Consider the following 23,049-nt stretch of genomic DNA (forward strand, 5'->3'; position numbering starts at 1 on the left):
GCCGCGCCGCCATGCGAGAAGCCGTCATCCTTTCCACCGCCCGCACGCCGCTGACCAAGTCCCATCGCGGCGAGCTCAACATCACGCATGGCGCCACCATGGGCGGGCATGTGGTGCGGCACGCGGTCGACCGGGCGGGGCTCGACCCGGCGCTGATCGAGGACGCGATCTTCGGCTGCGCGCATCCCTATGTCGCGACCGGCGGCAACATCGCCCGGCAGAGCGTGCTGCGCGCGGGCCTGCCGGTCAGCGTGCCGGGCGGCACCGTCAACCGTGCCTGCAGCTCCGGCCTGCATGCCATCGCCTCGGCCGCGCACCGGATCATCCTCGACGACGCCACCGCGATGATCGCCGGCGGGCTCGAGTCGATCTCGCTGCGCCAGACGGATATTGACCAGAGCCTCCGCTGCGAGAGCTGGCTGCAGGAGAATATCCCCGGCCTCTACATGGCGATGATCGACACGGCCGACATCGTGGCCGAGCGCTATGGCGTGAGCCGCGAGCGGCAGGACGCCTATGCCTTGCAGAGCCAGCAGCGCACCGCGCGGGCCAAGGCGGACGGGCGCTTCGACGACGAGATCGTGCCCTTTGCCACCGAGATGGCGGTGCGCGACAGGGAGACCGGCGCGGTCTCGCGCGTCGCGGTGACCGTCGCCGAGGATCGCTGCAACCGGCCGACGACGACGCTCGAGGGGCTCGCCGCGCTCGAGCCGGTGAAGGGGCCCGGCCGGTTCGTCACCGCCGGCAATGCCAGCCAGCTCGCCGACGGCGCCTCGGCCTGCGTGCTGATGGAGGCGAAGGCGGCCGAGCGGGCAGGGCTCGAGCCGCTCGGCGCATGGCGCGGCTTCACCGTTGCCGGATGCGAGCCCGACGAGATGGGCATCGGCCCGGTCTTCGCCGTGCCGCGCCTGCTGCGCCGCTTCGGCCTGACGGTCGACGATATCGACCTCTGGGAGCTCAACGAGGCCTTTGCCAGCCAGGTGCTGCATTGCCGCGACCGGCTCGGCATCGACGACGAGCGGATGAACGTGAACGGCGGGTCGATCTCCGTCGGGCATCCCTTCGGCATGACCGGCGCGCGCCTCGCCGGGCATGTCCTGATCGAGGGGCGCCGCCGCAGGGCGAAGCATGTGGTGGTGACGATGTGCGTCGGCGGTGGCATGGGAGCGGCGGGGCTCTTCGAGGTCTACTGAGCCCGGCGCCCGCGCGATCAGGCGGAGGCCGGGGTCAGCTCGCGCTCGGTAAATCCGTTCCGCTTCGAGATGAGCTTGGCGGAGCGGATCACCTCCTCGGTGAAGAAGGCCTCGTTCACCGAGAATCGCGATTCCGGGCAGGCCAGCGAGAGCGCGAACCTGACGCTTCCATCGGGTTCGAAGATCGGCGCGGCCACCGCCGCGTTGCCGCCCGTGACCTCGAAGCTGCTCTGGGCGAAGCCCTCCTCGCGGATCCGGGCGAGCACCTCCCTGAGCTTCGCCCGTTCCACCGCGTGGCTCTGCTCGAGCCGCTCCGCGGCCTCCTCGATGAGTTCCGGCGCCTGGTAGGCGAGGATCGCCTTGCCGCTGGCGCCGAGGCCCAGCGGTGCGCGGTCGCCCTGCCGGATCACCGCCTGCAGGCGGAGCTCGGAGTCGATGGCGTAGATGCAGATCCGCTCGAATCCGTCGAGCATGTAGAGCGCGACCGATTCCTTCGTCTTGGCGGCGAGATCGTGGTTCACGTCATAGGAGATCTCGCGGATGTCGAGCGTGCTCTTCACCGCCGCGGACAGGCGCAGGATCTTGGGCGACAGGCAGTATTCGTTGTTGGTCAATCTGATGAGATAGCCCAGTTCGACCAGCGCCTTGATGATGCGGAGCGTCGTCGGGCTGGTCAGCCCGACCCGCATGGCGATCTCGTGAAGCGGCAGGCTGTGCCGATCCCCCGCGAAGGCCTCGAGGATCGAGAAGGTGCGGTTCACTGTTCTCATCTATTGCACCAAGCTGTTTTTCCGGGTGGTTTCTCAGTGTGACCGGCTGCGCCGAAGATGGCAGCCGACGCCGGATGTGCCGCGGGTTTCGGCCCTCGGGCCGCTCTTGCGGTCCGTTATAGCGCCCCGCGAGCGGTTGGTCGATGTCACTCCATGAAACTCGTTGAATACACCGACATGACTGCCGCGCCAGAGGCCGCGCTCGGATGATGGGAGCGGGAGTCGGGCGGCGGGCGGCGTGGCTGATCTCCATCCGATGGCGCCGAGGCATCGATTTCCGCGCGAGCCAGGACAGCTGTCAGGGCCCGGAGAATGTGCGGCAGATGTGCATCGCGAAGCCGTCGCGCCCCCCCGGACAGGTCGATCGCAATCAGGGTGTGGCTGTGGCAGGCCTGCTCAGGAGGGCTCCCGAGACCGGCGCTGATCGGCGACGGCGGCACCGCGCGGTTGCCGAGGTAGAACCGCCCGCATGCAGGGGACAGCCGATCATCGGGCCGTCGGCGAGGCTTTCATCCAGGCGAGCGCAGGTCAGCTCGGCGGCGAAGAACACGATTGCGGTGCCGGAGAACGCCGAGGCACGGCCCTCGGCGATCGCCCGCGGCGCATGCCGATTGCCACGGATTCGAGGCGAGCGACACAGCAACATTCGCCGCCCGTCGCCCAGCGTCATGCAATCGCGCATGCCGTCCGCGATGCGCGGGGCGCCAGCATCAGTCGCCAGAGCGAGGCTGGTCTGCCCCGAAATGCGACGGATGGCCATAGTGATTCCCGCTGTCTTCCAAACCTGCCTGCGAGGACGAGAAGCCGCGCGCGCTGGCCGAACGCCCTGCGACAGGCTTCCACACCGTGGCCAGCCTGACCGTCAACCGGCATCCAAAAGGGTCTGGGCGCGGTCCGGTACGAGCCCAAGCCTGCTACCAGGGGCAGTCCATCGCCCTAGCTTAACGCCTTCAGCCGCTGAAGGAGCCGCCATGCCCTGCCAACTTGCCCTTGTCCTCGGAGACCAGCTCGTTCCCGGACCAGTGGCGCGGCATGGCCCCATGTCACCGTCACCGCCGGCATCACGATTCGGGCCCCCGACCACTTCGGCAGCATAGCCAACTCCAAAACCAGGGCGTTCCCGACCAGCCGGTGATCTCCCCATCGGGAGGCCCCCAGGCCTCGCTGATCCACGATTGAGCTTCGGGGTATCCCCTGACCTCCCGGCGCACGCCAGGTGCCCGTTCGAGATGGATGCTACGTTGCGATCGCATTGTCGTCGGTATGGCTGAGCGCGCCGTTGTCAGGCCGAGATCTTTCGAACCGGGCCGTATTCCGGTGGCGACGCGATGGCGGATCGCCGCGGGTCATGGGGTCGGGCGCGCATCTGTCGAGATCCGTGGTGCTGGCGCCAGGAACGCGGGCGGCTTTCCAGGTCCGTTGACAGGAATCTTTCATGTTATATCATCGAACACAGAAAATTTCCGGAGCAGTGGGGTCGGCTGGCGATGTCCTGGAACGATAAGGCAAGCAATGGCGCGGGCAGGGGGGCGGACGATGAGAGCCTCGGCAGGGAGTGGCGCATCGGCGTCGATATCGGCGGCACCTTCACCGATCTGGTGGCGATCGCGGAGACCGGGGCGCTGCGCATCGCCAAGGTGCCCTCGACGCCCGACCGGCCGGAACAGGCGGTGCTCGACGGTCTCGACGCGCTTGCCGCGGCGGCCGGCGAGACCGTCGCCGGGCTGCTGGCGGGGTGCCGGCTCTTCGTGCATGGCTCGACGGTCGCCACCAACACGGTGCTGGAGCACAAGGGCGCCCGCGTCGGCCTGATCGCCACCGAGGGCTTCCGCGACAGCCTCGAGATCCGCCGGGGCATTCGCCCGGATCCCTGGCGCCACCGCGAGCCATATCCGCCGGTCCTGGTGCCGCGCCATCGCCGGTTGCCCGTCGGCGGGCGCATCGGCGCCTCGGGCGAGGAGCTCGAACCGCTCGACCGCGAGGCGCTGGACCGGCAGATCGAGCGGCTGCTGGCCGAGGATGCCGAGGTCGTCGCCGTCAGCCTGTTCAACAGCATCTTTGCGGACGGCCAGGAGCGGGCCGCGGCCGCGGCCGTGCGGGAGGCCGGGCTGCCGGTCTTCGTGTCGTCCGAGATCGCGCCGGTGCTTGGCGAGTACGAGCGGACCTCCACGGTCGCGCTCAATGCCTATGTCGGGCCGCGCACCGCGCGCTATGTCTCCGAGCTCTCGGACGCGCTCGCGGCGCGCGGGCTCGCGGTGCCGATGCTGCTCACCCAGAACAACGGCGGCATGATAACCCCGGCGCAGGTCGCGGCGCGGCCGGCCTCGCTGCTGCTCTCGGGGCCGGCAGCGGCGGTGGGCGCGCTGCGCCACCATTGCGATACCATCGGCTCGGACAATCTCATCTCGATGGAGATCGGCGGCACCAGCTGCGACGTGCTGGTGATGGCGGACGGCGAGGTGGCGCTGACCGATGCGCTCGATATCGGCGGGCATTTCCTGGCGATGCCCTCGGTCGACATCCACACCATCGGCGCCGGCGGCGGCACCATCGCGCGGGTCGATGCCGGCGGGATGCTGGCCGTGGGGCCCGAGGGCGCCGGCGCGATGCCCGGGCCGGCGGCCTATGGCCGCGGCGGGCAGGAGGCCACCGCGACCGATGCGCAGCTCGTGCTCGGGCGGCTCGCGCCCGGCCCCTATGCGGGCGGCGCGGTGAGCCTCGATGCCGATCTCGCCGAGGCGGCGATCCGCCGGTGCATCGCCGAGCCGCTCGGCATCGGTGTCGAGGCGGCGGCGCAGGGCATGATCCGGCTGCTGGAGCAGAAGCTGCTGCACGCGCTCGAGCATCTCAGCGTCGAGCAGGGGCACGATCCGCGCCGTTTCACGCTGGTCGCGGGCGGCGGCGCCGGGGCGCTGCATGGCGCGGCCGTGGCGCGGCGGCTCGGCTGCCGGCGGGTCTATGTCCCGCGTCTCGCCGGCGCGTTCTGCGCCTTCGGGATGCTGCATTCCGACATCCGTCACGACACCAGCCGGGTGCATATCAGCCCGCTCGACAGCGCCGACGGAGCGGCGATCGCGTCGCGGCTGGCCGAGATGCGGGCCGAGCTGGCCGCGGCGCTGGCCGAGGCGGGCTTTGCCGAGCCGGTCTGGCAGTATGGCTGCGACCTGCGCTACCAGGGCCAGCAATGGGACGTGACGGTGCCGCTCGGCGCCAGCTTCGATCTCGCGCGGCTGCGCGAGGGGTTCGAGCAGCGCCATCGGCAGCTCTTCGGCCATGTCCAGCCGCGCGGCACGATCGAGATCACGCGGCTGCGGCTTGCCGGGGTCGGGCCGGTGGCCGGCGCTGCGCCGGCGGGCCCCGCCCCGGCACAGGGCGATCCGGTTGCGCGGTCGCACCGGCCGGTCTGGATCGACGCGGCGCGCGGGCGCTGCATGGCGCCGATCTATGAAGGCGCCGATCTCGCCCCCGGCCATGCCATCGCCGGACCGGCCATCGTCAACGAGCAGACCACGACGGTGCTGGTCGGTGCCGGCGACCGGCTCGAGGTCGATGCCCATGGCAACTACGCGATCACTCTCGACGCGGATGCAGCGGAGGACAAACGATGACCGACACCCCGGCCGCCCCGGCGCTCGACCCCGTCGCGCTGGCGCTCCTGCAGAACCGGCTCGACCATATCGCCCGGCACATGGGCTGGGTGATGACCCGCACCGCGCGGAGCCCGATCTTCAACCAGTCGCATGACTTCTCCTGCTTCATCACCGACCGCAACGGCCAGCTGCTCTCGCAGGCCGACGGCATCCCGATTCACACCGGCGGCGGCGGCTTCTCGGTGCGGGCGCTGATCGCGGCATTCGACGGGCGCTTCCGGCCGGGCGATGCCTATCTCTCCAACGATCCCTATGTCGCCGGCGGCAACCACCTGCCGGACTGGGTGATCGCGCGGCCGGTCTTCGTCGATGGCACGCTGGTCGCCTTCGCCTGCAACCGGGCGCACCAGTCGGATATCGGCGGCGGCGCGGCCGGCACCTACAACCCGACCGCCACCGAGATCTTCCACGAGGGCATCCGGCTCCCGCCGCTCCGGCTCGTCGAAGAAGGGGTGATGCGCGACGATCTCTGGGCGCTGCTGATGGCCAACACGCGCACCCCGCAGCTGCTCGACGGCGATCTCGGCGCGATGCTCGGCTCGACCGAGATCGGTGCGCAGAAGATCGCCGAAACCATTACCGGCCTGCCGCGGGACGAGGCGACCGCCTATCTCGACGGGATGCTCGACTACGGCGAGCGGCGCTTCACCGAGGCGATCGCGGCGCTCGGCGACGGCGTCTTCGAGGCCGAGGAGCGCTTCGACAACGACTGCTTCGGCCCGGCCGACATCCGCATCCGGGTGCGCATATCGCTCGAGGGCGGCCGCGCCCGCGTGGATTTCACCGGCACCAGCCCGCAGATCCGCGGCTTCAAGAACTCCTCGCTGGCCAACACCCATTCCGGGGTCTACGCGGCCTTCGGCAGCTTTCTCGATGCCGATCTTCCGCGCAACGAGGGCAGCTTCCGCGCCATAGAGGTCATCGCGCCGGAGGGCTCGCTGCTCAATCCGCGGGCGCCTGCGCCGGTGACCATGTGCACGGTGTTCCCGGCCTACGAGATCATCCATGCCTGCTGGTGGGCGCTCGGACAGGCGGCGCCGGAGCGGGCCTGCGCCGGCTGGGGCAAGAACTCCTTCCCCAACAGCTCCGGCACGCGCGACGGCAAGACCTGGGTGATGTATCACTGGGGCGGGCTTTCGGGCGGCGGTGCGGTGGCAGGGCGCGACGGCTTCGCCCAGATCGGGCCGCTGGTCACGCTTGGCGGGCTGACGCTGCCCAATGCCGAGGTCTACGAGCAGCTCTATCCGGTGCGGGTGCTGCGCCAGGAGCTTGTCTGCGACGGCGGCGGCGCCGGCGCGTTCCGGGGCGGGACCGGGGTGCACTACGAGTGCGATGTGCTGACGGCGGCGGAATACTCGTTCCGTGCCGAGGGCACCAGCCGGCCGACCGGCCTCGGCGTCGAGGGCGGCTCCGACGGCGCCCGCGGCCGCGTTGCGCTTCGCGAAGGTGCGGAGGGCGAAGCGCGCCCGATGCCGGACTATGCGCTCTCGCGCTTCGGGCCGGCGCGGCTCTCGATGACCTCGCCCGGCGGCGGCGGCTATGGCGACCCCTTCGATCGGGCGCCGGAGGCGGTCTGCCGCGACGTCCGCGACGGCCTGGTGAGCCCGGCCGCGGCGCGCGCGGTCTATGGCGTCGCGGTTGCCGATGACGGGCGCAGCCATGACGGGGCAGAGACCGCCCGGCTGCGCACATCGCCGGGCTAGCACAGCGTCTCGTCCCGCGGGCTCGCGGCCGGCCGCAGTACAGCCGCTGCGGCATTCGCGAGGGACAGGCTGCGCGCGTCGTGCCTGCGGCGTTCTGGGGGACGCCGTGGACAGGGGCGGCGGCCTCTCGAAGAAGCCCTGTGCTTGGCGACCCCGCTCGACCGGATCGAAGCCAGGGCCGTAGGGCGGCGGAAGCGGCGCCCTGCGCCGGCCGCCCCGGTGGCCCCACCCTTGTGGCAGCCGAGGTTGACCAAGATCACGCTGTCGCCGGTGCGGAGCGTCGGCACGAGACCCTGCCGGACATCGGCGAGGAAGCTCATGCCGTCGACCGGTCCGGCGACGGCCATCGGACGTCGACCCCAGTGAGCCTCGGAGCCGCGAAGATCAGCGTGCGCCAGTGCCAGCGCGCAATCGGGAATCTCAGACACTCACCGCGCGGCGTCCGTCCGTGCAGGCGCGCCATCTAGGTGCAGGTCTCGCCTGTGGAGGCGCGCAGCCCGGGGCCCAGCCCCGGCTGCGCCTCGCACCACGCCTCGCGCGCGTAGAGGTCGGCAGGCGCCTGCTCGGCGGCATGAACCGGCCTTCCCTGCCCGCCGAGCCGGAGCCGCGGAAGCCGCGGTGCATGGTGGAGAGCGCGAGCCTCTCGCCATCCCGGGCCACGGGGCGCAGGACGATCTCGGCGAGCGTGTTGCGCATGGCATTCCAGAGCATTGCGGCGGCGGCAGGATCGAGGGCCCCGATCCGGCCCGTGCGCTTGTCGCCGCCCACCGGTCGGGGGGCGACAGGGCCTGTCTCCCCGCCAGCGCCGGTGTCATGTCACCACCGCCGCTCGGTGGTTCCGGCGGGGCACGATTGCGTCCGCGGTGCGCTGCCCGAGAGCGAGGGAAAGAGGTTCGGTCATGGAAGCCGGCCGTCTTGCCGGCCCCCATGACGGATCGCGCCTGCGCGGGAACGGGAACCCCTCCCAACGCCTCCGCGAGCTTGCGAATGCCCTAGTAGCTCGCGCTGATCCCGGCCGAGGCGCTGCCGCGCGCGGCCTCGACCGCCGAGGCCAGATCCGCCAGATAGCGCTCGCGCGCAGGCGCGTGCAGCATCGACAGCATCGCGTGCATGCCCTTGGGGCGCTGGGTCAGCCCCGGCACCCAGCCGCGCTCGGCCATGCGCTCGGCGACGGCGAAGATGTCGCCCTCTTCCCAGCCCCAGTTGAGGATGGCGAGCTCGGGCTCGGCATGCAGGGCAAGGCCGGGGATCGCCCGGATGCCCGCGGCATAGCCGTCGACCATCGCGAAGAGATCGCGTGCCACCTGCTCGTAGCCGGACCGGCCGAGATGGCGCAGCACGGCCCAGGCGCCGGCGATCGCGCCGCCGGGCCGGGTGCCGGTCATGGTGCGCGTGAGGTAGTTGCCGTTGGGCCAGTCGTCGAAGGCGAAGGCGTTGCGCTCCATGTCCTCGATCCGGCGGAAGAAGACGGTGGAGGCGGGCTTCGGCGTGAAGCCGTACTTGTGCAGGTCGGCCGAGAGCGAGGCGACCCCGGGCAGCGCGAGGTCGAACTCCGGAACCGGCCGGCCGATGGCGCGGGCGAAGGGCGTCAGGTAGCCGCCGACGCAGGCGTCCACATGCAGCCATGTCCCGGTGCTTGCGGCCAGGGCCGAGAGCGCGGCGAGCGGGTCGAAGATGCCGTGCGGAAAGCAGGGCGCCGAGCCGAGGATCAGCACGGTCTGTCCGTCGACGACCCGCGCCATCGCCTCGACATCGGCGCGCAGATCGCTGCCGAGCGGCACCCGGCGGACCTCGATGTCCATCACCTGCGCCGCCTTGTCGAAGGCCGGATGGCCGCTCGCGGGCAGCACCATGTTGAGGGCGGTCCGGCCGCCATGCCGGGCGCGGTGATGCTCCCGTGCCGCCTTGACGGCGAGGAAGATGCTCTCGCTGCCGCCGCTGGTCATGTGCCCGGCGGCGCCGTCGGGGGCGTTGAAGAGATCGAGCGCCATGGCGACGACCTCCTCCTCCATGCGCTTGAGGCTGCCGAAGGCGCGCCGCGCGCCGAGCGCGTTCTCGGAAAAGAAGCGGTTGTAGGCGTTGCGGCCGATCTCGGAGACCGTGTCGTTGGCATGGAAGACATAGAGCGGCACCCGCCCCGCGCGCCAGTCGGCATCCGCGCCCGTCGCCGTGTCGAATTCTTGCGACAGGTCCGCCCAGGACGTGCCGTGCTCAGGAAAGGCCGTCATTTCGTCTCCTTCATGCCGGCAGCAGCGGCTCAAGCGCTGTCATGCCGTCGCGCAGGTCTGCTTCGATGGCGGCTCGGAGCGCCGCCGGGTCCCGTGCCCTGGCCGCCTCGATCGCGGCGCGGTGATGGGCGAGGCCCCGCTGGCTGCGCTGATAGGCCGGGGTCAGCAGCGACAGCGAAGGGCCGACCTGCAGCCACAATGTCTCGATGATCGAGGTCAGCGTCGGGATTCCCGCGGCGCGATAGATCCCGAAATGGAAGGCCGCGTTCAGTTCGAGCGCGCGCTTGCTCTCGGCGCGGTCGACAGTCTCGCTCATCGCCGCCCAGTTCGCCTCGAGCGCGGCGACGGTCTCGTCGGTCATCTGGCCGGCGGCGATCTCGGCGGCGTGGCCCTCGAGCAGGAGGCGGATGCCCACCAGCTCGCGGTAGCGCGCGCGCGTGAGCACCGGCACGCTGACCGAGTGATTGGGCCGCAGATCGAGCGCCCGCTCGGCGGTGAGCCGGGCGAGCGCCTCGCGCGCCGGGCTGAGGCTGACCCCGAACGCCTCGGCGACGCCGCGCACCGTCACCTTCTCGCCCGGCGCGAGCTGGCCGGTCAGCAAGGCGTGCCAGAGCCGCTTGTAGGTCTGTTCCGCCAGCGTGCCGGTGCGCTCGATCGTGCCGAGGTCGGACAGTTTCGATTGCGCTCCCGCCCCCGCAGGGCCTGCGCCGCCCATGTTCACGTCGGTCTCCTCCCCGGTCGCAACGCGGCGCGCAGGCCGCGCGCCGCATTCGGTGCCGTTCAACTGTTGCCCGACCGGCGCTCAGCAACCGCTCTGTGCGGCCTGGATCCGGTCGAGCAGCGCCTGGCCGAAGAGCTCGGCGGCCTCGTCGAAGACCGGCTGCACCTTCTCACGGAACTGGGCGATGTCGGGCTCGACGATCGCCACGCCGTTCTCGGCGAGGAAGGCCCGTGCATCCCTGGTCGCCGCCTCCTCGGTGGTGCGGTTGACCTCCGCCGATTCGCTGCCGGCCTCGATCACGAGCTGCTGCAGATCCTCCGGCAGGGCCGAAAACGCCTGTTCGCTCACCAGGAAGGGCGAGAGCCCCGCCGCCGTGTTGGAGATCGTGACATGGGGCACGACCTCATACCACTTGAAGGCCTTGAGCGTGATCAGCGGATTGTCCGCACCGTCGATGACTCCCTGCTGCAGGGCATTGAACATCTCGTTGAAGCCCATCGGGACCGGGTTGGCTCCGAGCGCCTTGTAGGCGGCCTCGGCCATCTTGTCGGCCGGCACGCGGAAGACAAGCCCCGACATGTCGTCCGGCGTCTCGATCGGGCGCTCGGTGTTGAACAGCTGGCGCATCCCGAAAGTATACCAGCCGAGCACGCGCATCCCGGCACCTTCGCGCAGGCCCGCCGCCATCTCCTGGCCGACCTCGCCGTCGAGCACCTTGAAGGCACAGGACAGGCTCTTGAAGGAATAGGGCACGCCGAAGACCTCGAGCTCCTTGTAGAAGGGGCTGGCGTTGCTCGTCGAGATGATCGTCATCTCGAGCGTGCCGAGCTGCAGGTTCTTGGCCGATTCCACCTCGTCGCCAAGCTGGCCGGAGGGGAACACCGTGATCCCGATCCGCCCGTCGCTGCCTTCCTCGACGCGTTTCTTGAACGCGGCGAGCGCGACATTGTAGGGGTGCCCCTCCGGGGTCACCACCGATACGCGCCAGTTGTGGTCTGCCGCGCCAGCCCAGCCCGGGGTCGCCAGTGCCGCCATCGCGGCCAAGATCCCGAGCGCCTTTCCGGTCCACCTCATCGCCACCTCCTCTGCCTGTCGTGCTTGTTTCACTTGCCGTGGGGTCGTCCTGCGCGTCGCGGGGAAGCGCAGTCGTCAAAGAATCGATGTTGTATCATATTACATCCTTGCCTCGCCCCGCAACCGCGTCTAGCGTCGGGGCAGCAGGAACCGACCGGAGGGCGAGCAAGGATGAAGCATCTCGATCGTGCGGAGGAGTATGCGGCCGTCCTGCTGCTCTTCGTGATGACCGGGCTCGTGCTCGCCCAGGTCGGGCTGCGCTTCCTGTTCGGTCTCGGCTATGGCTGGATCGACGAGCTGGCCCGGCTCGCCTTCATCTGGCTGGTGTTCCTCGGCGCGGTGGTGGGGATGCGCCGCGGCCTGCACATCCGGGTGACGCTGTTCATCGACCTGCTGCCGCCCGCCGTTCGGCTGCCGCTGACGCTGTTCGGAGAGCTGGTGCTGGGCGCCTTCTGCCTCGTCATGGCTTGGCACGGCGTCGAGCTCGTGCTCTCGACGCTGAAGTTCAGCTTCGAGCTGCCCTCCACCGGGCTCTCGATGTTCTGGGCCTACATGATCATTCCGCTGAGCTTCGGGCTGCAGGCGCTGCGCCTCGCCCTGCGGATGGGCCGCGGCGACCGGGAGGCCGATCATGTTGGCTGACTGGCTCGCCGGAATCGACCTGACGACGCTGCTCTTCGTCGCCTTCGTGTTCCTGATGATGATCGGCGTGCCGATCGCCTATGCGCTGGGCGCGGCGACGCTGCTCGTGGTTCATGCGCAGGGGATGCCCGGCGTCTTCATGCCGCAGACGACCTACAATGCCACCGACAGCTTTCCGCTGATGGCGGTGCCGTTCTTCGTCTTTGCCGGCTATCTGATGGAGTTCGGCGGGCTGTCGCGCCGGCTGGTGAACTTCGCCGAATCGCTGATCGGGCATATCCGCGGCGGGCACGGCGCGGTGACGATCCTGGCCTGCATCTTCTTCTCGGCGATCTCCGGCTCGGGGCCGGCCACGGTGGCCGCGGTCGGCGCCATCATGATCCCGGCGATGATCCGCGCCGGCTACGGGCCGGCCTTCTCCGGCGCGGTCGCCTCGACCGGCGGCACCATCGGCATCATGATCCCGCCGAGCAACCCGATGATCATCTATGGCGTGGTCGGCAACGTCTCGATCACCGGCTTGTTCATCGCCGGGATCGTGCCCGGGCTGCTGACCGGCGCATTCCTGATCCTGGTGGTCTGGTGGCTCTGCCTGCGCCGCGGCATTCCCGGCACCGGGAAGCGGCACGGGCCGGCCGACATCTGGCGCGCCTTCGTGTCCGCCTTCTGGGCGCTGCTCGCCCCGGTCATCGTGCTCGGCGGCATCTATGCCGGGGTCTTCACGCCGACCGAGGCATCGGTCGTCGCGGTCGCCTACGGCCTCTTTGCCGGCACGGCGATCTATCGCGAGCTGAACTGGGAGCGGCTCTACCGTGCCGCGCTCTTTGCCGTGGTGGTCTGCGGCACGGTGACGATCATGGTCGGGCTCGCCGGCGCCTTCGGCCGCCTGCTCACCACCTTCCAGGTGCCGCAGCAGATCGGCGCCTTCATCCTCGATCTCTCCGGCAACTGGATCGTCGTGATGCTGGCGATTTCGGCCCTGCTGATCGTCGTCGGCACCTTCATGGAGACGCTCGCCACGATCATCATCCTGACGCCGATCCTGCTGCCGGTGGTCACCAAGCTGGGCGTCGATCCGATCCATTTCGGGATCATCCTGGTGGTTACCTCGGAGATCGGCTTCCTCACCCCGCCGCTCGGCGCCAACCTCTTCGTGGCGATGCAGATCGCGCGCACCAGCATCGAGGCGATCTCGCGCGCGGTGCTGCCGCTGATCCTCGCGCTGATCGTGCTGACCGTGGCGCTTGTGCTGCTGCCGGAGCTGAGCCTGTTCCTGCCGCGCCTGCTGCAATAGGGGCCAGAACCCCGGCCGCTGCATCCGCCCGCCCTCCCGCGCGGCCGGGCTCCGGCGGCAGATGGCGGGGATCGCCGGATCCTCCCCGGGCAGGCGCCGGTCAGCTCTTGGCCTGGGCTCCGAAGAGATCCTTGCGCAGCGTGGAGAGCGCGTCGGGGTCGATGCGGGTATGGATCACCGCCGGCCGGCCGCTCGCCAGCGCCGCCCGGAGCGCCTCCGCAAGCGCTTCCGGCGTCTCGGCGCGGAACCCGAGCGCGCCGCAGAGCCGGGCGACCTCCTCGTAGGGCGGGCTGGCGATCTCGGCGCCGAGCAGGCGGCCGCCGAAGAACTCCTGCTGATAGGCCTTCTCGGCACCCCATGCCCCGTTGTCGAGCACCACCGCGACCACGCCAAGCCCGTGGGCCACCGCGGTCGTGATCTCCGCCAGCGTGAAGCCGAAGCCGCCATCGCCGATCACGGCGAGCACCGGGCGCTCCGGCGCCGCCGCCTTGGCGCCGAGCGCCGCGGCATAGCCGAAGCCGACCAGCCCGAAGTCGAGCGGGGTCACGAGGCCCGGCGCCCGGTAGTGCGCGAGCCGGTCGGCGGCCTGCAGGCAGGCGTTCCCGGTGTCGAGCGTGACGATGGCGTCCTCGGGAAGCGCCGCGCGGATCTCGGCGAGCGCCCGGCGCGGATGCATCGGCAGCGCCGGGTCGGCGGCCTCCGCCGCGCGCTCGGCCCGAAGGCTGGCCATGTCCTCCGCGAAGCCTGCGCGCCAGGCCTGCCATCCATCGCTGGGGAGCCTCGCGCATCGCGCCGCCAGCGCCTCGGCGGTTGCCCGCGCATCGGCCTGCAGGGCGAGCTCGGCGGGGAAATGGCGCCCGGCGGCGGCGGCCTCGATCTCCACATGCACGATCCTTGCGGCCGCGGAGACATAGTCGTGGCTCAGGAAGGTCGAGTTGAAGGCGAGACGCGCGCCGAGCACCAGGAGGAGGTCGGCCTCCCGCGTCAGCCGGCTCGCCACGCGGTTGCCGCGCGGCCCGCCCTGGCCGGCGAAGAGCGGATGGCCGTGCGGCATCACGTCGGCATGGCCGGTCGAGGCGACGACCGGGATCTCCAGCGCCTCGGCAAGGCCGCGCAGCGCCGCCGTGCCGCCGGACCACTTGAAGCCGCCGCCGGCCACGATCACCGGCGCCCGTGCGCCCGCCAGCATCCCGGCGATGGCGTCGAGATCGGCCGGCGCCGGCGGGCCGGCCCGCGCGACCCGCACCGGCCCCGGCGGCGGCGCAGAGACCTGCGCCGCGAAGATGTCGCGCGGCACATGCAGCACCACCGGGCCGCGGCGCCCGCTCATGGCGAGGCGGATCGCGTCCCTCAGCATCTCGGCGAGCCGCGCCGGCTCGGTCACCAGCACCGAGCGCTTGCAGATCGGCGCGAAGAGCGCGACCTGGTCGATCTCCTGGAAGGTGTCCTTGCCGAGATCGCGCCGGCTGATCGCGCCGGCGATCACCACGAGGGGGGAATAGGCGAGATGCGCCTCGGCCACCGCGGTGGCGAGGTTGACGACGCCCGGCCCGGCCTGCGCGCCGAGCACGATGCCGGGGCCGCCGGTGATCCGCGCATGGGCATCGGCCATGTGCCCGGCGGCGCGCTCGTCGCGCGCGCCGACATAGCGGATCGCGCCGCCCCGGTGCATCGCGTCGTAGAGCTCGAGCATCGAGCCGCCGAGCAGGCCGAAGACCGTCCCGACCCCCTGATCCGCCAGCACCCTGTAGACGGCCTCGCCGCCCGTGATCAGATCCGCCATCCGAGTTCCAAACCCTCCAGAACCGCCTCCTCCGCCGTGCGCGGGGCGACACAGTCACCGATCATGTGGAGCTCGGGGCCGAGGCCCGCGAGCGCCGCGGCAAGCCCGTCTTCCGCCCGGTGCCCGAGCGACAGGACGAGCGTGTCGATGCCCTCCAGCGTCACGGCCTCGTCCGAGAGCGTGTTCTGGAGCCACACCGTGTTGCCATCGGCGCCGAACAGCCGCATGTGCGGGCGGATCTCGACGCCGAGCCGGTAGAGGCGCGCCACCATGTGGCTGCGTGCGTAGAGCTGGAGCGTCTCGCCCGCCATCTGGCCGTTGACCGCGAGCGTGACATGGCTCCCGGCCAGCGCCAGCCGCTCGGCGATGCCGATGCCGATCCAGTCGCAGCGCCAGTCCGCAACGACGACGCGGGCGCCGGTGCGGGCGCCCTCGAGCACCTGCCAGGCGGTCAGCACGTTCGGCGCGTCGAGCCCGTCGCGCGGCGGCACGAAGGGCAGCGCGCCGGTTGCGAGGATCACGGCGTCGGGCGCCTCCGCGGCCACCAGCTCCGGCGTGACGGCGGTGCGGCGGCGAACCGCGACGCCGGCCGCCGCCATCTCCCGCTCGAGATTGCCGACGATGCCGCCGAACTCGTCGCGCCCGGGCAGCCGGCCGGCGAGGAGCGCCTGCCCGCCGAGCTGCGCCGCGCCTTCGCAGAGCATCACCGCATGACCGCGCATGGCGGCCACGGCGGCCGCCTTCATGCCGGCCGGGCCGCCGCCGGCAACCAGCAGGCGCTTGCGCCGCGCGATCGCTGGAGGGGCGGCAAACGCCGTCTCGCGGCCGGTCTCCGGGTGCTGGATGCAGGAGATGCCGAGCCCCTTGTGGGCGCGGCCGATGCAGGCCTGGTTGCAGCCGATGCAGGCGCGGATGTCGTCGAGCCGGCCCGCCGCGGTCTTGCGCGGCAGTTCCGGGTCGCAGATCAGCGCCCGGGTCATGCCGCAGAGATCGGCATCGCCGCGGGCAAGGATCGCCTCGGCCACCTGGGGCTGGCCGATCCGGCCGGCCGCGATCACCGGGAGCCCGGTGGCGCGGCGGATCGCGCCGGCGAGCGGCGCGGCATAGCCCTGCTCGATGCCCATCGGCGGCGTGATGTGGACCGAGCCGCCGAGGCTCGCGGAGGTGCCCGCCGTGACGCTCAGATAGTCGAGCGCGGGGGCGAGCGCCGTGCAGGCGGCAAGCACTTCCTCCCCGGTCAGCCCGTCGGCATCGAGCTCGGCGCCGGAGATCCGCAGCCCCAGCACCCTGCCGGGGGCGGCGTTGCGGATCGCCGAGATCACCTCCCGGAGAAACAGCGTCCCTTCGCCCCAGGCATCGTCGCGGAGGTTGACCCGCGGGTTGAGAAACTGCGCCGGCAGGTAGCCGTGGCTGGCGACGATCTCGAAACCGTCGAGCCCCGCCTCGGCGAGCCGCCCGGCCGCGCGGCCGAAACCGGCGACGATGTCGCGGATCAGGGCATCCGGCATCGGCCGGGGCATGATGTGGAAACGTTCGTTCGGAACCGCCGAGGGCGCCCAGGCCGCCGGCAGCATGCCGCCCGCTGCCGCGAGGATCTCCCGCCCCGGATGGAAGAGCTGGGCGAAGAGCGCGGCGCCGTGGCGGCGGCAGGTTCCGGCGAGCCGGCGATAGGCCTCGACCGCGCCCTCGGCATCGGCGGTAAGGAGATCGCGCGAGAAGCCCGCCGTCCCGTGCACCGCGACGATCTCGGAGACGATGAGCCCGGCGCCGCCGCGCGCCCGCGCCTCGTGATAGGCAATCAGGCGCTCGCCGGGAACGCGGTCGGCGAGATAGGTGTGATGGCCGGTCGAGACGATGCGGTTTCGCAGCCAGCAATTGCCGAGGGAAAGTTCCGACAGGAGGTTCGGAAAGCCGGTCATGCCGTGCCGACCTCCTCCGGCGACAGCAGGATGGCATGGCGCGCGCGGATCGCCCGGTCCGCCTCGGCGCCGACATGCTGCGGGTGGTGCCCGGCCAGGATCTCGCGGGCGCGCTGCCGGGCCCGCGCGCGCAGGTCGAGCCCGCCCTCCGCCTCCCAGTCGCGCGGGCTGCGCCGGTCGCCGATCGCGGGGTAGACATAATCCGACTTCATGCGGGCATAGGTCTGGGGATGCGCGAGGAAATGCCCCTCGCCGCGGCAGACCTCGGCGATGGCGGCCAGCCCGAGGGTTTCCTCCGTCACCTCCACGCCCCGGATCGTGCGCAGGATCGCCCCGAGCATGTCGTTGTCGGCGACATAGCTCTCGAGCGAGACGCCGAGGAGGCTGGCCTGCATGCCGCAGGACTGGGTGATCAGGTTGGACCCGGCATGCGCCGCCAGCGCCACCGCCAGCGCCTTCTCGGCGCCGTGCTGCGCGTCCGGCACCTTGGCGTCGGTGATCCCGGCGATGGAGCTCGTCGGCAGGTCGTAGAAGCGGCCCATCTGCGCCGCGCCCGCCATCAGGATCGCCTGCTCGCCGCCGCCGCCGCACATGGCGCCGGTGCGCAGGTCCGCCACCAGCGGCTTCGGCGCGAAGATGGCGCGGGCGGCCGGATCGACGAGGCGGACGAAGACGAGCCCGGCGAGCGTCTCCGCCACCGCCTGCACCAGGGAGCCGGCGATGCTCGCAGGGCTCGTCGCGCCGGCCTGGCCCGCCGAGATGATCTGCACCGGAAAGCCCGCCAGCACCGCCGCCTCGAGGGTCGCGCAGGCCTCCGAGGCGAAGCGCATCGGCGGCACGACATGGCAGACCATCGCGGTCAGGAACGGCCGCTCGCGGAAGGCGCGCTCGCCGCCCGCGATGAGATGGCACATCTCCGCGATGGCCGGCACGTGGCCGGGCTCGGAGATCGAGACGCTCACATGCTTGGCGGTGCCGCGCAGGCATGCATAGGCGGTGTTGACATCCATCGCGAGCGGGTCCGGGGCGTCGCGTGCGACCAGCGAGCGCGAGAAGTGGTGGATGTGCTCGAGCGCATCGACCAGCCGCGCGGCGTCGTAGAGATCGCGCGTCGTCGCGTCGCGGTAGCGGCCGGTCTCGATATCGACGATCGCGGGCGAGGCGCCGCCTGAGCTCATGTGGATGCGCGCGCCGGAGAGGTCGATCTCGAGTCCGTCGCGCCGCCCGTGGAGCACGACGTCGCGCCGCGCCCCGGCGATGCAGTCCTCCACGAGGGCGCGGGGGAAGAGCAGGCGGCCATCCGCCGTCTGGCGCCCGCCGGCCGCGGTGACGCGCGCCACCATCGAGGGGATCGCCTGCGACAGGCCGAGCGTCTCGAGCAGGCTGAGCGCGCCCTCGTGCACCGCGCGCTGCTCGCCGGCGTCGAGGGGCAGGAACCGTCCGCCGGGAAGGCCCGGCCAGACTGCGCGGACCGGGGCGTCGCTGCCGCGCGCCTCCCGTCCCCGGCGCGATCGCGTCCGCTCGAGCTCCGCCATGTCCCGACTCCGAAAACCCTGTTCAACTCGTTTGACGCTAGGCTTTCGAGAAATGGGTGACAAACGAGATCGCTTCCCCCTATAGATGAATGAAATTCATCCGGAGTGACCATGCGGAGACTGCCCGCCTTTGCCGCGCTCCGCGCCTTCGAGGCCGCCGCGCGTCATGCCAGCTTCAAGGACGCGGCGGCCGAGCTTGGCCTGACGCCGACGGCGATCAGCCACCAGGTGCGCCAGCTCGAGGAAGCCTGCGGCCGCGCGTTGTTCCACCGGAAGGTGCGTCAGGTCGAGCTCACCGCGGAAGGGGCGGCGCTCGCGGAATCCGCGGGCACCGCGCTCGATGCCCTCGGCGCCGCCTGGTCGCGGCTTCTCGAGGGCGAGGACCGGGCCAACGTGACCATCGCCGCAGGGCCGATCTTCGCGACCCGCTGGCTGGTGCCGCGGCTGCCGCGCTTCTGGCAGGCACATCCGGGGATCGACCTCGTGCTGCACCATTCGCCGCTCGCGGTCTGGCGACAGGCCGCACGGTTCGACATCGCGCTGGCCTGGGGGACGGGGGACTGGCAGGGCCTCGAATGCCGTCGGCTCCTCGGGATCCGCGTCTCGCCCATGATGGCGCCCGCGCTGGCGGGGCGGCCCGGGCAGCCGGCCTCCCCGGCCGATCTGCGACACCTGCCACTCCTGCACCACCGGAGCGAATCGGCGTGGTGCGAATGGCTGGAGGCCGCGGGCGCCCCGGTTCACGGCAAGCTGGGCGGCGTGATCTTCGAGGACGCGAACGTGCTGCTTCAGGCCACGCTCGCCGGGCATGGCGTCTCGCTCGGGATCACGGATTTCGTGCGCGACGAGCTGCTCTCCGGCAGGCTGGTGCAGCCCTTCGCCCTGACGATCGAGCCGCGCAGCGCCTATCACCTGATCACGGCGCCGCGCGCGCGAAACCGGGCCGAGGTGGCGGCGACCTGCGCCTGGCTGTTGTCGGAGGCCCGCGCCGAACCGCCCGGCGCGCTCTCGCCGGCTTCGGACAGCCGGGGCTGAGCCCGGTGCCGCCCGCGCGGCCCGGCTGACCGGCCCGCGCGGCAATCCTCCGCCCCTTGCCCGGCGGTGCCGCGGCGGGCGGCGCCTAGCGCGGCGCCGCGGCGACCAGCGCCGACACCGCTTCGCTGCCGGTCAGAAGGTCGGCATATTTCTGGCCCATGTCGAACAGGTTGGCCTCGTGCGGCCCCCTGGCGCGGTCGCCGACGCAGTCCGACAGCACGACCGTGCGATAGTTGTGGCTCATCGCGTCGATCACGGTGGCGCGGACACAGCCGCTGGTGGTCGCGCCCGCCACGACGACGCCGTCCGCCCCCCGTGCCACCAGCCAGGGCGCGAGATCGGTGCCGAAGAAGGCCGATGCCTGGGTCTTGCGCAGAACGTATTCGCCGGGCCGCGGGGCGAGCCTGTCGACGACCCGGGAGGTCTCGGCGGCTTCCGTCAGGCCGCGCAGCGCCGGGACCTTCTCGCACCAGAGGCCGGCATCGGAGCCGTCATCGGCATAGACGATCCGGGTGAAGGCGATGGGCAGGCCCGCCGCCCGCGCCGCCGCCAGCACGGGAACGGTCGCTTCCACCGCCTCGGCGATGTTGCCGCCGCCGAACACCGCCGGATCGACGAAACCGTTGACGAAATCGACGATCAGCAGCGCCGGGCGCGCCGGCCAGCCGAGGCTGTGCCCGAAGCCCTGCTGGCGATAGATGTCTGCGTCGGTCATTCGGCAAACTCCCATTCAACCGGGCGCGAGCCTAGCCTTCTCCGCCTGGCACCGAAACGTCTCGATGTCGGGCGATGGTTGCCGCTGCGGCTCCGGAACCGCCTGCCGGCCGCCTCCGGTCGGGCAGGGCGGCGGCTCTCGGCGCCATGGAGGGCCGCCGCCCGAACCGCGATGCCGATGGACGGATCGACCGACCGAAGCGCCAGATCCGCGTTCGCGGCAGACATGGCCTGCGCGAGGCGGGAGCGCTCGCAGCACCCCCCATGCAGGCCGACGCCATCGCTGATGCCCTCAGAAAACCTCGATCACGTTGTGAAGATTGGCCGTGATCTCGAAGGCATTGCCGCCCCATTCCGTCCTCAGGAGCGCATCGCCCTCGATCACCTCGAAGAAGGTGGAGGAGAGCCGCTCGAAGATCTCCGCATCGGTGAGATCGCGCCCGAGCTCGCGGGACCTGCGGAGCTTGGCCGCGTCGAACACCCAGCGCAGGTTGGGCAGGCCATGGAAACGGGTGTCGCGGATCAGCTGCTGGCGGAAGCCGAAGGGGTTGGCCGCGCTGCGCGCGACGGTGGCCGGCTGCCACGACTTGATCTCGACATTGAGATTGCGGATCTCGCCCGAGGCGCCGGCCCCCTCGATCACCAGATCGACGCGCCGCGCCGGCAGCTCGCGCCCCATCGTGATGCCGACCGGCACCTCGAACCGCACCGCCCTGGGGTCGAGCCCCTTGTCCACGCAGTATTTCATCACGAAGCGCGCGCCGGACTGGTAGCTCGCCCGCCGGCTCTTCGAGAGCGCCTCCCAGGCCTGCGCCCGGGCGTTCCACTGATGGCGCTGCGCCCAGCTCAGGAGCACCTGCTCGAAGCCCGGCGCGGCGTGGAAGCGGTTGACGAAGCCCTGGAGATCCCCGCCCACGCGGCCCGAGAGGCTGCGCGCGAGCCCCGCGAGATCGTCGGGGTGGACCCCGGCCTCGGCAAGCTCCTCGATGGTGAGGCCGGCGATCCGCTCGCGCGCCGCCCGGCTGTATTTCCCGGTCCAGGGCCGGGTGTCGTCGAGCAGCGCCTGCGCCAGCCTGGCATGCGCCTTCTCGAGCGCGGCGACCTCGACCGGGGGGCGCGGATCGGGCGGCAGCGACGCCTTGCCCTTGCCGCGGGCCCTGCCCGGCGCCTTGGCGGGCGGGCGCGGCACGTCGAAATCCGCCACCCGGTTGCCGGTGAGCCGGTCTCTGGCTGGGCGCCCGGCGGGGCGGGCGCCTTCGGTGCCGCGCTTTCCGACCGGGCCGGCGAGCGGCGCCCGGCGCCGGCCGCGCACGATCTCGGTGGCGCTGTCGACCGCCTCGACGGTGGCGACGGCGCTGCGCCGGCCGACGGAACGGATCCGGGCGGCGATCTCGAGCGCCTCGTCTGCTGCCGAGGCCGCCGGCGCCGCCACCACCAGGCTGTCGCTCGGGCTCACGCCCAGTTCCTCGCCGGTGATCAGCTCGACGAGGACCTCGGTGCCCACCACCACCGTCTCGTTGATCTGCAGCGCGTTGCCGACATAGCTCTGATAGGCCGAGCGCCCGAGATAGGCCGCCGAGCCGAGCGAGATGCCATGCAGCCGGATCGTCACCGCGGTGTGCCGGGCGGCGGCCAGCGGGACCCGCGCGATCCGGGAGATCGCCGGCGCCGCCCGCACCAGGCCCGAGGTGCCCTTGTAGACCAGGCTGCGCACCGCATTGACCCCGCCCGCCGCCGGAATGACCGTGGCCGTCCCGACCAGCAGGCGCTGGCCGAAGGCTTCGTCGGAATACCAGTGCAGGATGGTGGGCGTCAGCTGGCCGTCGAGGCGCGGCAGGCCGAGCATCCAGCGGTGCTCCTGGCCGACCGTGTCGATCTCCGGGAGGCCGCGATAGGCCCCGGCCTCCGGCCGGTACTGCGCGAACGGCACCAGACGCCCGCTCTTCCGGTGCCGGCGGTAGTAGAGCTCCTGGATCTCGCCGCTGGCATAGGTCTCGTGCAGCCTCGCGGTCTTGAAGTCGATATAGCCGGTGGGAATCCTCAGCGCGGCGCCGCGCGCGTAGCGCAGGATCACCGTGCCGTCGTCCTGGTCGATCCCGGTCAGCTCGGCCTCGATGTGCTCGCCGGGGTCGCTGGTGTCGCCGTATTGCGCGATGCCGTCCTCGAAATCCCCGATCAGGTCGATCGGCTGGCGCCGCGCCCATTGCCGGAGCGCGCCGAGCTGACGGCCCGGGCGCAGCCTGGCATCGCGGTCGAGGCGCCGGCGCTCCAGCTCGATCCGGTAGTGCAGCTCCTGGCGCACCACGTCCTCGAGGAGCTCGGCCTCGGTGATCGGGCGCGGGCGCCCGCCGAGCCCTTCGAGCGCCAGCAGGTAGTGCCGGATATAGGTCCAGCGATGCGCGTCCGAGGCCCAGTGCTGCGACAGGAGCTGCGGCTGCAGCGGCCTTGCCCGGCTGACCGCGGCGCGGGCCAGGGAGGCGAGGCCGGGATCGGCCACCGCCCAGCCGGCGCGGATGTCGCGCGCCACCGGGATCGTGCGCTCCCGCGGCACGGTGAAGCGCGTGCCCCGCAGCGCCGTGTTCCGCGCGACGAGACGGACCGGCTCGGGCCCCGCGGGCCGGGCCCGGGCGCGCACCCGCTCGGTCTCGCGCAGCTCGCGCTGCCATTCGGAGAGCAGCTCGTAGACCTCGGAGAACGGCGTCTTCGGACCGACCGGCGTGCCCCGCGCCGCGGCCCATTTGCGGAAGGCCGGCTCCATCTCGGGCGTGAGCTGCGGCGGCGACGACAT

The 23,049-nt window shown here is 71.5% G+C and carries 16 protein-coding genes; 6 read left to right on the forward strand and 10 right to left on the reverse strand.

The window, feature by feature from the left end:
• The first annotated feature begins 11 nt into the window (after positions 1 to 11).
• A complete protein-coding gene (locus QSJ97_RS06535) occupies positions 12 to 1,193 on the forward strand; it encodes an acetyl-CoA C-acyltransferase (RefSeq protein ID WP_285670866.1) in 1,182 nt (393 codons plus the stop codon).
• Between the two features lie 17 nt (positions 1,194 to 1,210).
• Here the strand turns inward: QSJ97_RS06535 and QSJ97_RS06540 are convergent, their stop codons facing one another.
• A complete protein-coding gene (locus QSJ97_RS06540; protein WP_285670867.1) occupies positions 1,211 to 1,963 on the reverse strand; it encodes an IclR family transcriptional regulator in 753 nt (250 codons plus the stop codon).
• Between the two features lie 370 nt (positions 1,964 to 2,333).
• Positions 2,334 to 2,723: a hypothetical protein gene (locus QSJ97_RS06545; RefSeq protein ID WP_285670868.1), complete on the reverse strand. Its 390-nt coding sequence runs from the start codon at positions 2,721 to 2,723 to the stop codon at positions 2,334 to 2,336.
• 727 nt (positions 2,724 to 3,450) lie between these two features.
• Here QSJ97_RS06545 and QSJ97_RS06550 point away from each other — a divergent pair.
• On the forward strand, positions 3,451 to 5,571 hold the full coding sequence (locus QSJ97_RS06550; RefSeq protein ID WP_285670869.1) for a hydantoinase/oxoprolinase family protein: 2,121 nt from the start codon (positions 3,451 to 3,453) through the stop codon (positions 5,569 to 5,571).
• Positions 5,568 to 7,316, forward strand: a complete 1,749-nt coding sequence (locus QSJ97_RS06555) for a hydantoinase B/oxoprolinase family protein (protein WP_285670870.1) — start codon at positions 5,568 to 5,570, stop codon at positions 7,314 to 7,316. Before QSJ97_RS06550 ends, QSJ97_RS06555 begins: the two co-directional genes overlap by 4 nt.
• Before the next feature lie 992 nt (positions 7,317 to 8,308).
• Here QSJ97_RS06555 and QSJ97_RS06560 read toward each other — a convergent pair.
• From QSJ97_RS06560 to QSJ97_RS06570, 3 genes are all read right to left on the reverse strand, one after another.
• Positions 8,309 to 9,544, reverse strand: a complete 1,236-nt coding sequence (locus QSJ97_RS06560; protein ID WP_285670872.1) for a pyridoxal phosphate-dependent decarboxylase family protein — start codon at positions 9,542 to 9,544, stop codon at positions 8,309 to 8,311.
• Positions 9,545 to 9,554: 10 nt separating this feature from the next.
• Positions 9,555 to 10,259 (reverse strand): GntR family transcriptional regulator, encoded by a 705-nt coding sequence (locus QSJ97_RS06565; RefSeq protein WP_285670873.1) that lies wholly within the window; start codon positions 10,257 to 10,259, stop codon positions 9,555 to 9,557.
• A gap of 87 nt (positions 10,260 to 10,346) precedes the next feature.
• A complete protein-coding gene (locus QSJ97_RS06570) occupies positions 10,347 to 11,339 on the reverse strand; it encodes a TRAP transporter substrate-binding protein (RefSeq protein ID WP_285670874.1) in 993 nt (330 codons plus the stop codon).
• A gap of 171 nt (positions 11,340 to 11,510) precedes the next feature.
• Between QSJ97_RS06570 and QSJ97_RS06575 the strand changes: the two genes are divergently transcribed.
• Positions 11,511 to 11,981 (forward strand): TRAP transporter small permease, encoded by a 471-nt coding sequence (locus tag QSJ97_RS06575; protein ID WP_285670875.1) that lies wholly within the window; start codon positions 11,511 to 11,513, stop codon positions 11,979 to 11,981.
• Positions 11,971 to 13,275 carry a TRAP transporter large permease gene (locus QSJ97_RS06580; protein ID WP_285670876.1) on the forward strand — a complete coding sequence of 435 codons (1,305 nt, stop codon included), beginning with the start codon at positions 11,971 to 11,973 and terminating at the stop codon, positions 13,273 to 13,275. The genes QSJ97_RS06575 and QSJ97_RS06580 overlap by 11 nt, the downstream gene beginning before the upstream one ends.
• Positions 13,276 to 13,375: 100 nt before the next feature.
• Here the strand turns inward: QSJ97_RS06580 and QSJ97_RS06585 are convergent, their stop codons facing one another.
• The 3 genes from QSJ97_RS06585 to QSJ97_RS06595 are packed head-to-tail and all read right to left on the reverse strand — an operon-like array spanning position 13,376 to position 18,512.
• Positions 13,376 to 15,058, reverse strand: a complete 1,683-nt coding sequence (locus QSJ97_RS06585) for a thiamine pyrophosphate-binding protein (RefSeq protein WP_285670877.1) — start codon at positions 15,056 to 15,058, stop codon at positions 13,376 to 13,378.
• Positions 15,046 to 16,977, reverse strand: coding sequence for an oxidoreductase (locus QSJ97_RS06590; RefSeq protein WP_285670878.1), 1,932 nt, complete (start codon positions 16,975 to 16,977; stop codon positions 15,046 to 15,048). The genes QSJ97_RS06585 and QSJ97_RS06590 overlap by 13 nt, the downstream gene beginning before the upstream one ends.
• Positions 16,974 to 18,512: a trimethylamine methyltransferase family protein gene (locus tag QSJ97_RS06595; RefSeq protein WP_285670879.1), complete on the reverse strand. Its 1,539-nt coding sequence runs from the start codon at positions 18,510 to 18,512 to the stop codon at positions 16,974 to 16,976. Before QSJ97_RS06595 ends, QSJ97_RS06590 begins: the two co-directional genes overlap by 4 nt.
• Positions 18,513 to 18,623: 111 nt before the next feature.
• On the opposite strand from QSJ97_RS06595, the gene QSJ97_RS06600 reads away from it, so the two are divergent.
• A complete protein-coding gene (locus QSJ97_RS06600; RefSeq protein ID WP_285670880.1) occupies positions 18,624 to 19,547 on the forward strand; it encodes a LysR substrate-binding domain-containing protein in 924 nt (307 codons plus the stop codon).
• An 85-nt stretch (positions 19,548 to 19,632) separates the two neighbouring features.
• Here QSJ97_RS06600 and QSJ97_RS06605 read toward each other — a convergent pair whose 3' ends face one another.
• Positions 19,633 to 20,262: an isochorismatase family protein gene (locus tag QSJ97_RS06605; protein WP_285670882.1), complete on the reverse strand. Its 630-nt coding sequence runs from the start codon at positions 20,260 to 20,262 to the stop codon at positions 19,633 to 19,635.
• A 291-nt stretch (positions 20,263 to 20,553) separates the two neighbouring features.
• Positions 20,554 to 23,049 carry a hypothetical protein gene (locus tag QSJ97_RS06610; protein WP_285670883.1) on the reverse strand — a complete coding sequence of 832 codons (2,496 nt, stop codon included), beginning with the start codon at positions 23,047 to 23,049 and terminating at the stop codon, positions 20,554 to 20,556.

Source organism: Paralimibaculum aggregatum (assembly GCF_030270585.1).
GTDB classification, from domain to species: domain Bacteria; phylum Pseudomonadota; class Alphaproteobacteria; order Rhodobacterales; family Rhodobacteraceae; genus Thermohalobaculum; species Thermohalobaculum aggregatum.

Excerpts from the sequence above, each read along its gene's own strand:
- QSJ97_RS06535 (WP_285670866.1), top strand. The coding sequence starts at position 12 with ATGCGAGAAGCCGTCATCCTTTCCACCGCCCGCACGCCGCTGACCAAG.
- QSJ97_RS06540 (WP_285670867.1), bottom strand. The coding sequence starts at position 1,963 with ATGAGAACAGTGAACCGCACCTTCTCGATCCTCGAGGCCTTCGCGGGG.
- QSJ97_RS06545 (WP_285670868.1), bottom strand. The coding sequence starts at position 2,723 with ATGGCCATCCGTCGCATTTCGGGGCAGACCAGCCTCGCTCTGGCGACT.
- QSJ97_RS06550 (WP_285670869.1), top strand. The coding sequence starts at position 3,451 with ATGTCCTGGAACGATAAGGCAAGCAATGGCGCGGGCAGGGGGGCGGAC.
- QSJ97_RS06555 (WP_285670870.1), top strand. The coding sequence starts at position 5,568 with ATGACCGACACCCCGGCCGCCCCGGCGCTCGACCCCGTCGCGCTGGCG.
- QSJ97_RS06560 (WP_285670872.1), bottom strand. The coding sequence starts at position 9,544 with ATGACGGCCTTTCCTGAGCACGGCACGTCCTGGGCGGACCTGTCGCAA.
- QSJ97_RS06565 (WP_285670873.1), bottom strand. The coding sequence starts at position 10,259 with ATGGGCGGCGCAGGCCCTGCGGGGGCGGGAGCGCAATCGAAACTGTCC.
- QSJ97_RS06570 (WP_285670874.1), bottom strand. The coding sequence starts at position 11,339 with ATGAGGTGGACCGGAAAGGCGCTCGGGATCTTGGCCGCGATGGCGGCA.
- QSJ97_RS06575 (WP_285670875.1), top strand. The coding sequence starts at position 11,511 with ATGAAGCATCTCGATCGTGCGGAGGAGTATGCGGCCGTCCTGCTGCTC.
- QSJ97_RS06580 (WP_285670876.1), top strand. The coding sequence starts at position 11,971 with ATGTTGGCTGACTGGCTCGCCGGAATCGACCTGACGACGCTGCTCTTC.
- QSJ97_RS06585 (WP_285670877.1), bottom strand. The coding sequence starts at position 15,058 with ATGGCGGATCTGATCACGGGCGGCGAGGCCGTCTACAGGGTGCTGGCG.
- QSJ97_RS06590 (WP_285670878.1), bottom strand. The coding sequence starts at position 16,977 with ATGACCGGCTTTCCGAACCTCCTGTCGGAACTTTCCCTCGGCAATTGC.
- QSJ97_RS06595 (WP_285670879.1), bottom strand. The coding sequence starts at position 18,512 with ATGGCGGAGCTCGAGCGGACGCGATCGCGCCGGGGACGGGAGGCGCGC.
- QSJ97_RS06600 (WP_285670880.1), top strand. The coding sequence starts at position 18,624 with ATGCGGAGACTGCCCGCCTTTGCCGCGCTCCGCGCCTTCGAGGCCGCC.
- QSJ97_RS06605 (WP_285670882.1), bottom strand. The coding sequence starts at position 20,262 with ATGACCGACGCAGACATCTATCGCCAGCAGGGCTTCGGGCACAGCCTC.
- QSJ97_RS06610 (WP_285670883.1), bottom strand. The coding sequence starts at position 23,049 with ATGTCGTCGCCGCCGCAGCTCACGCCCGAGATGGAGCCGGCCTTCCGC.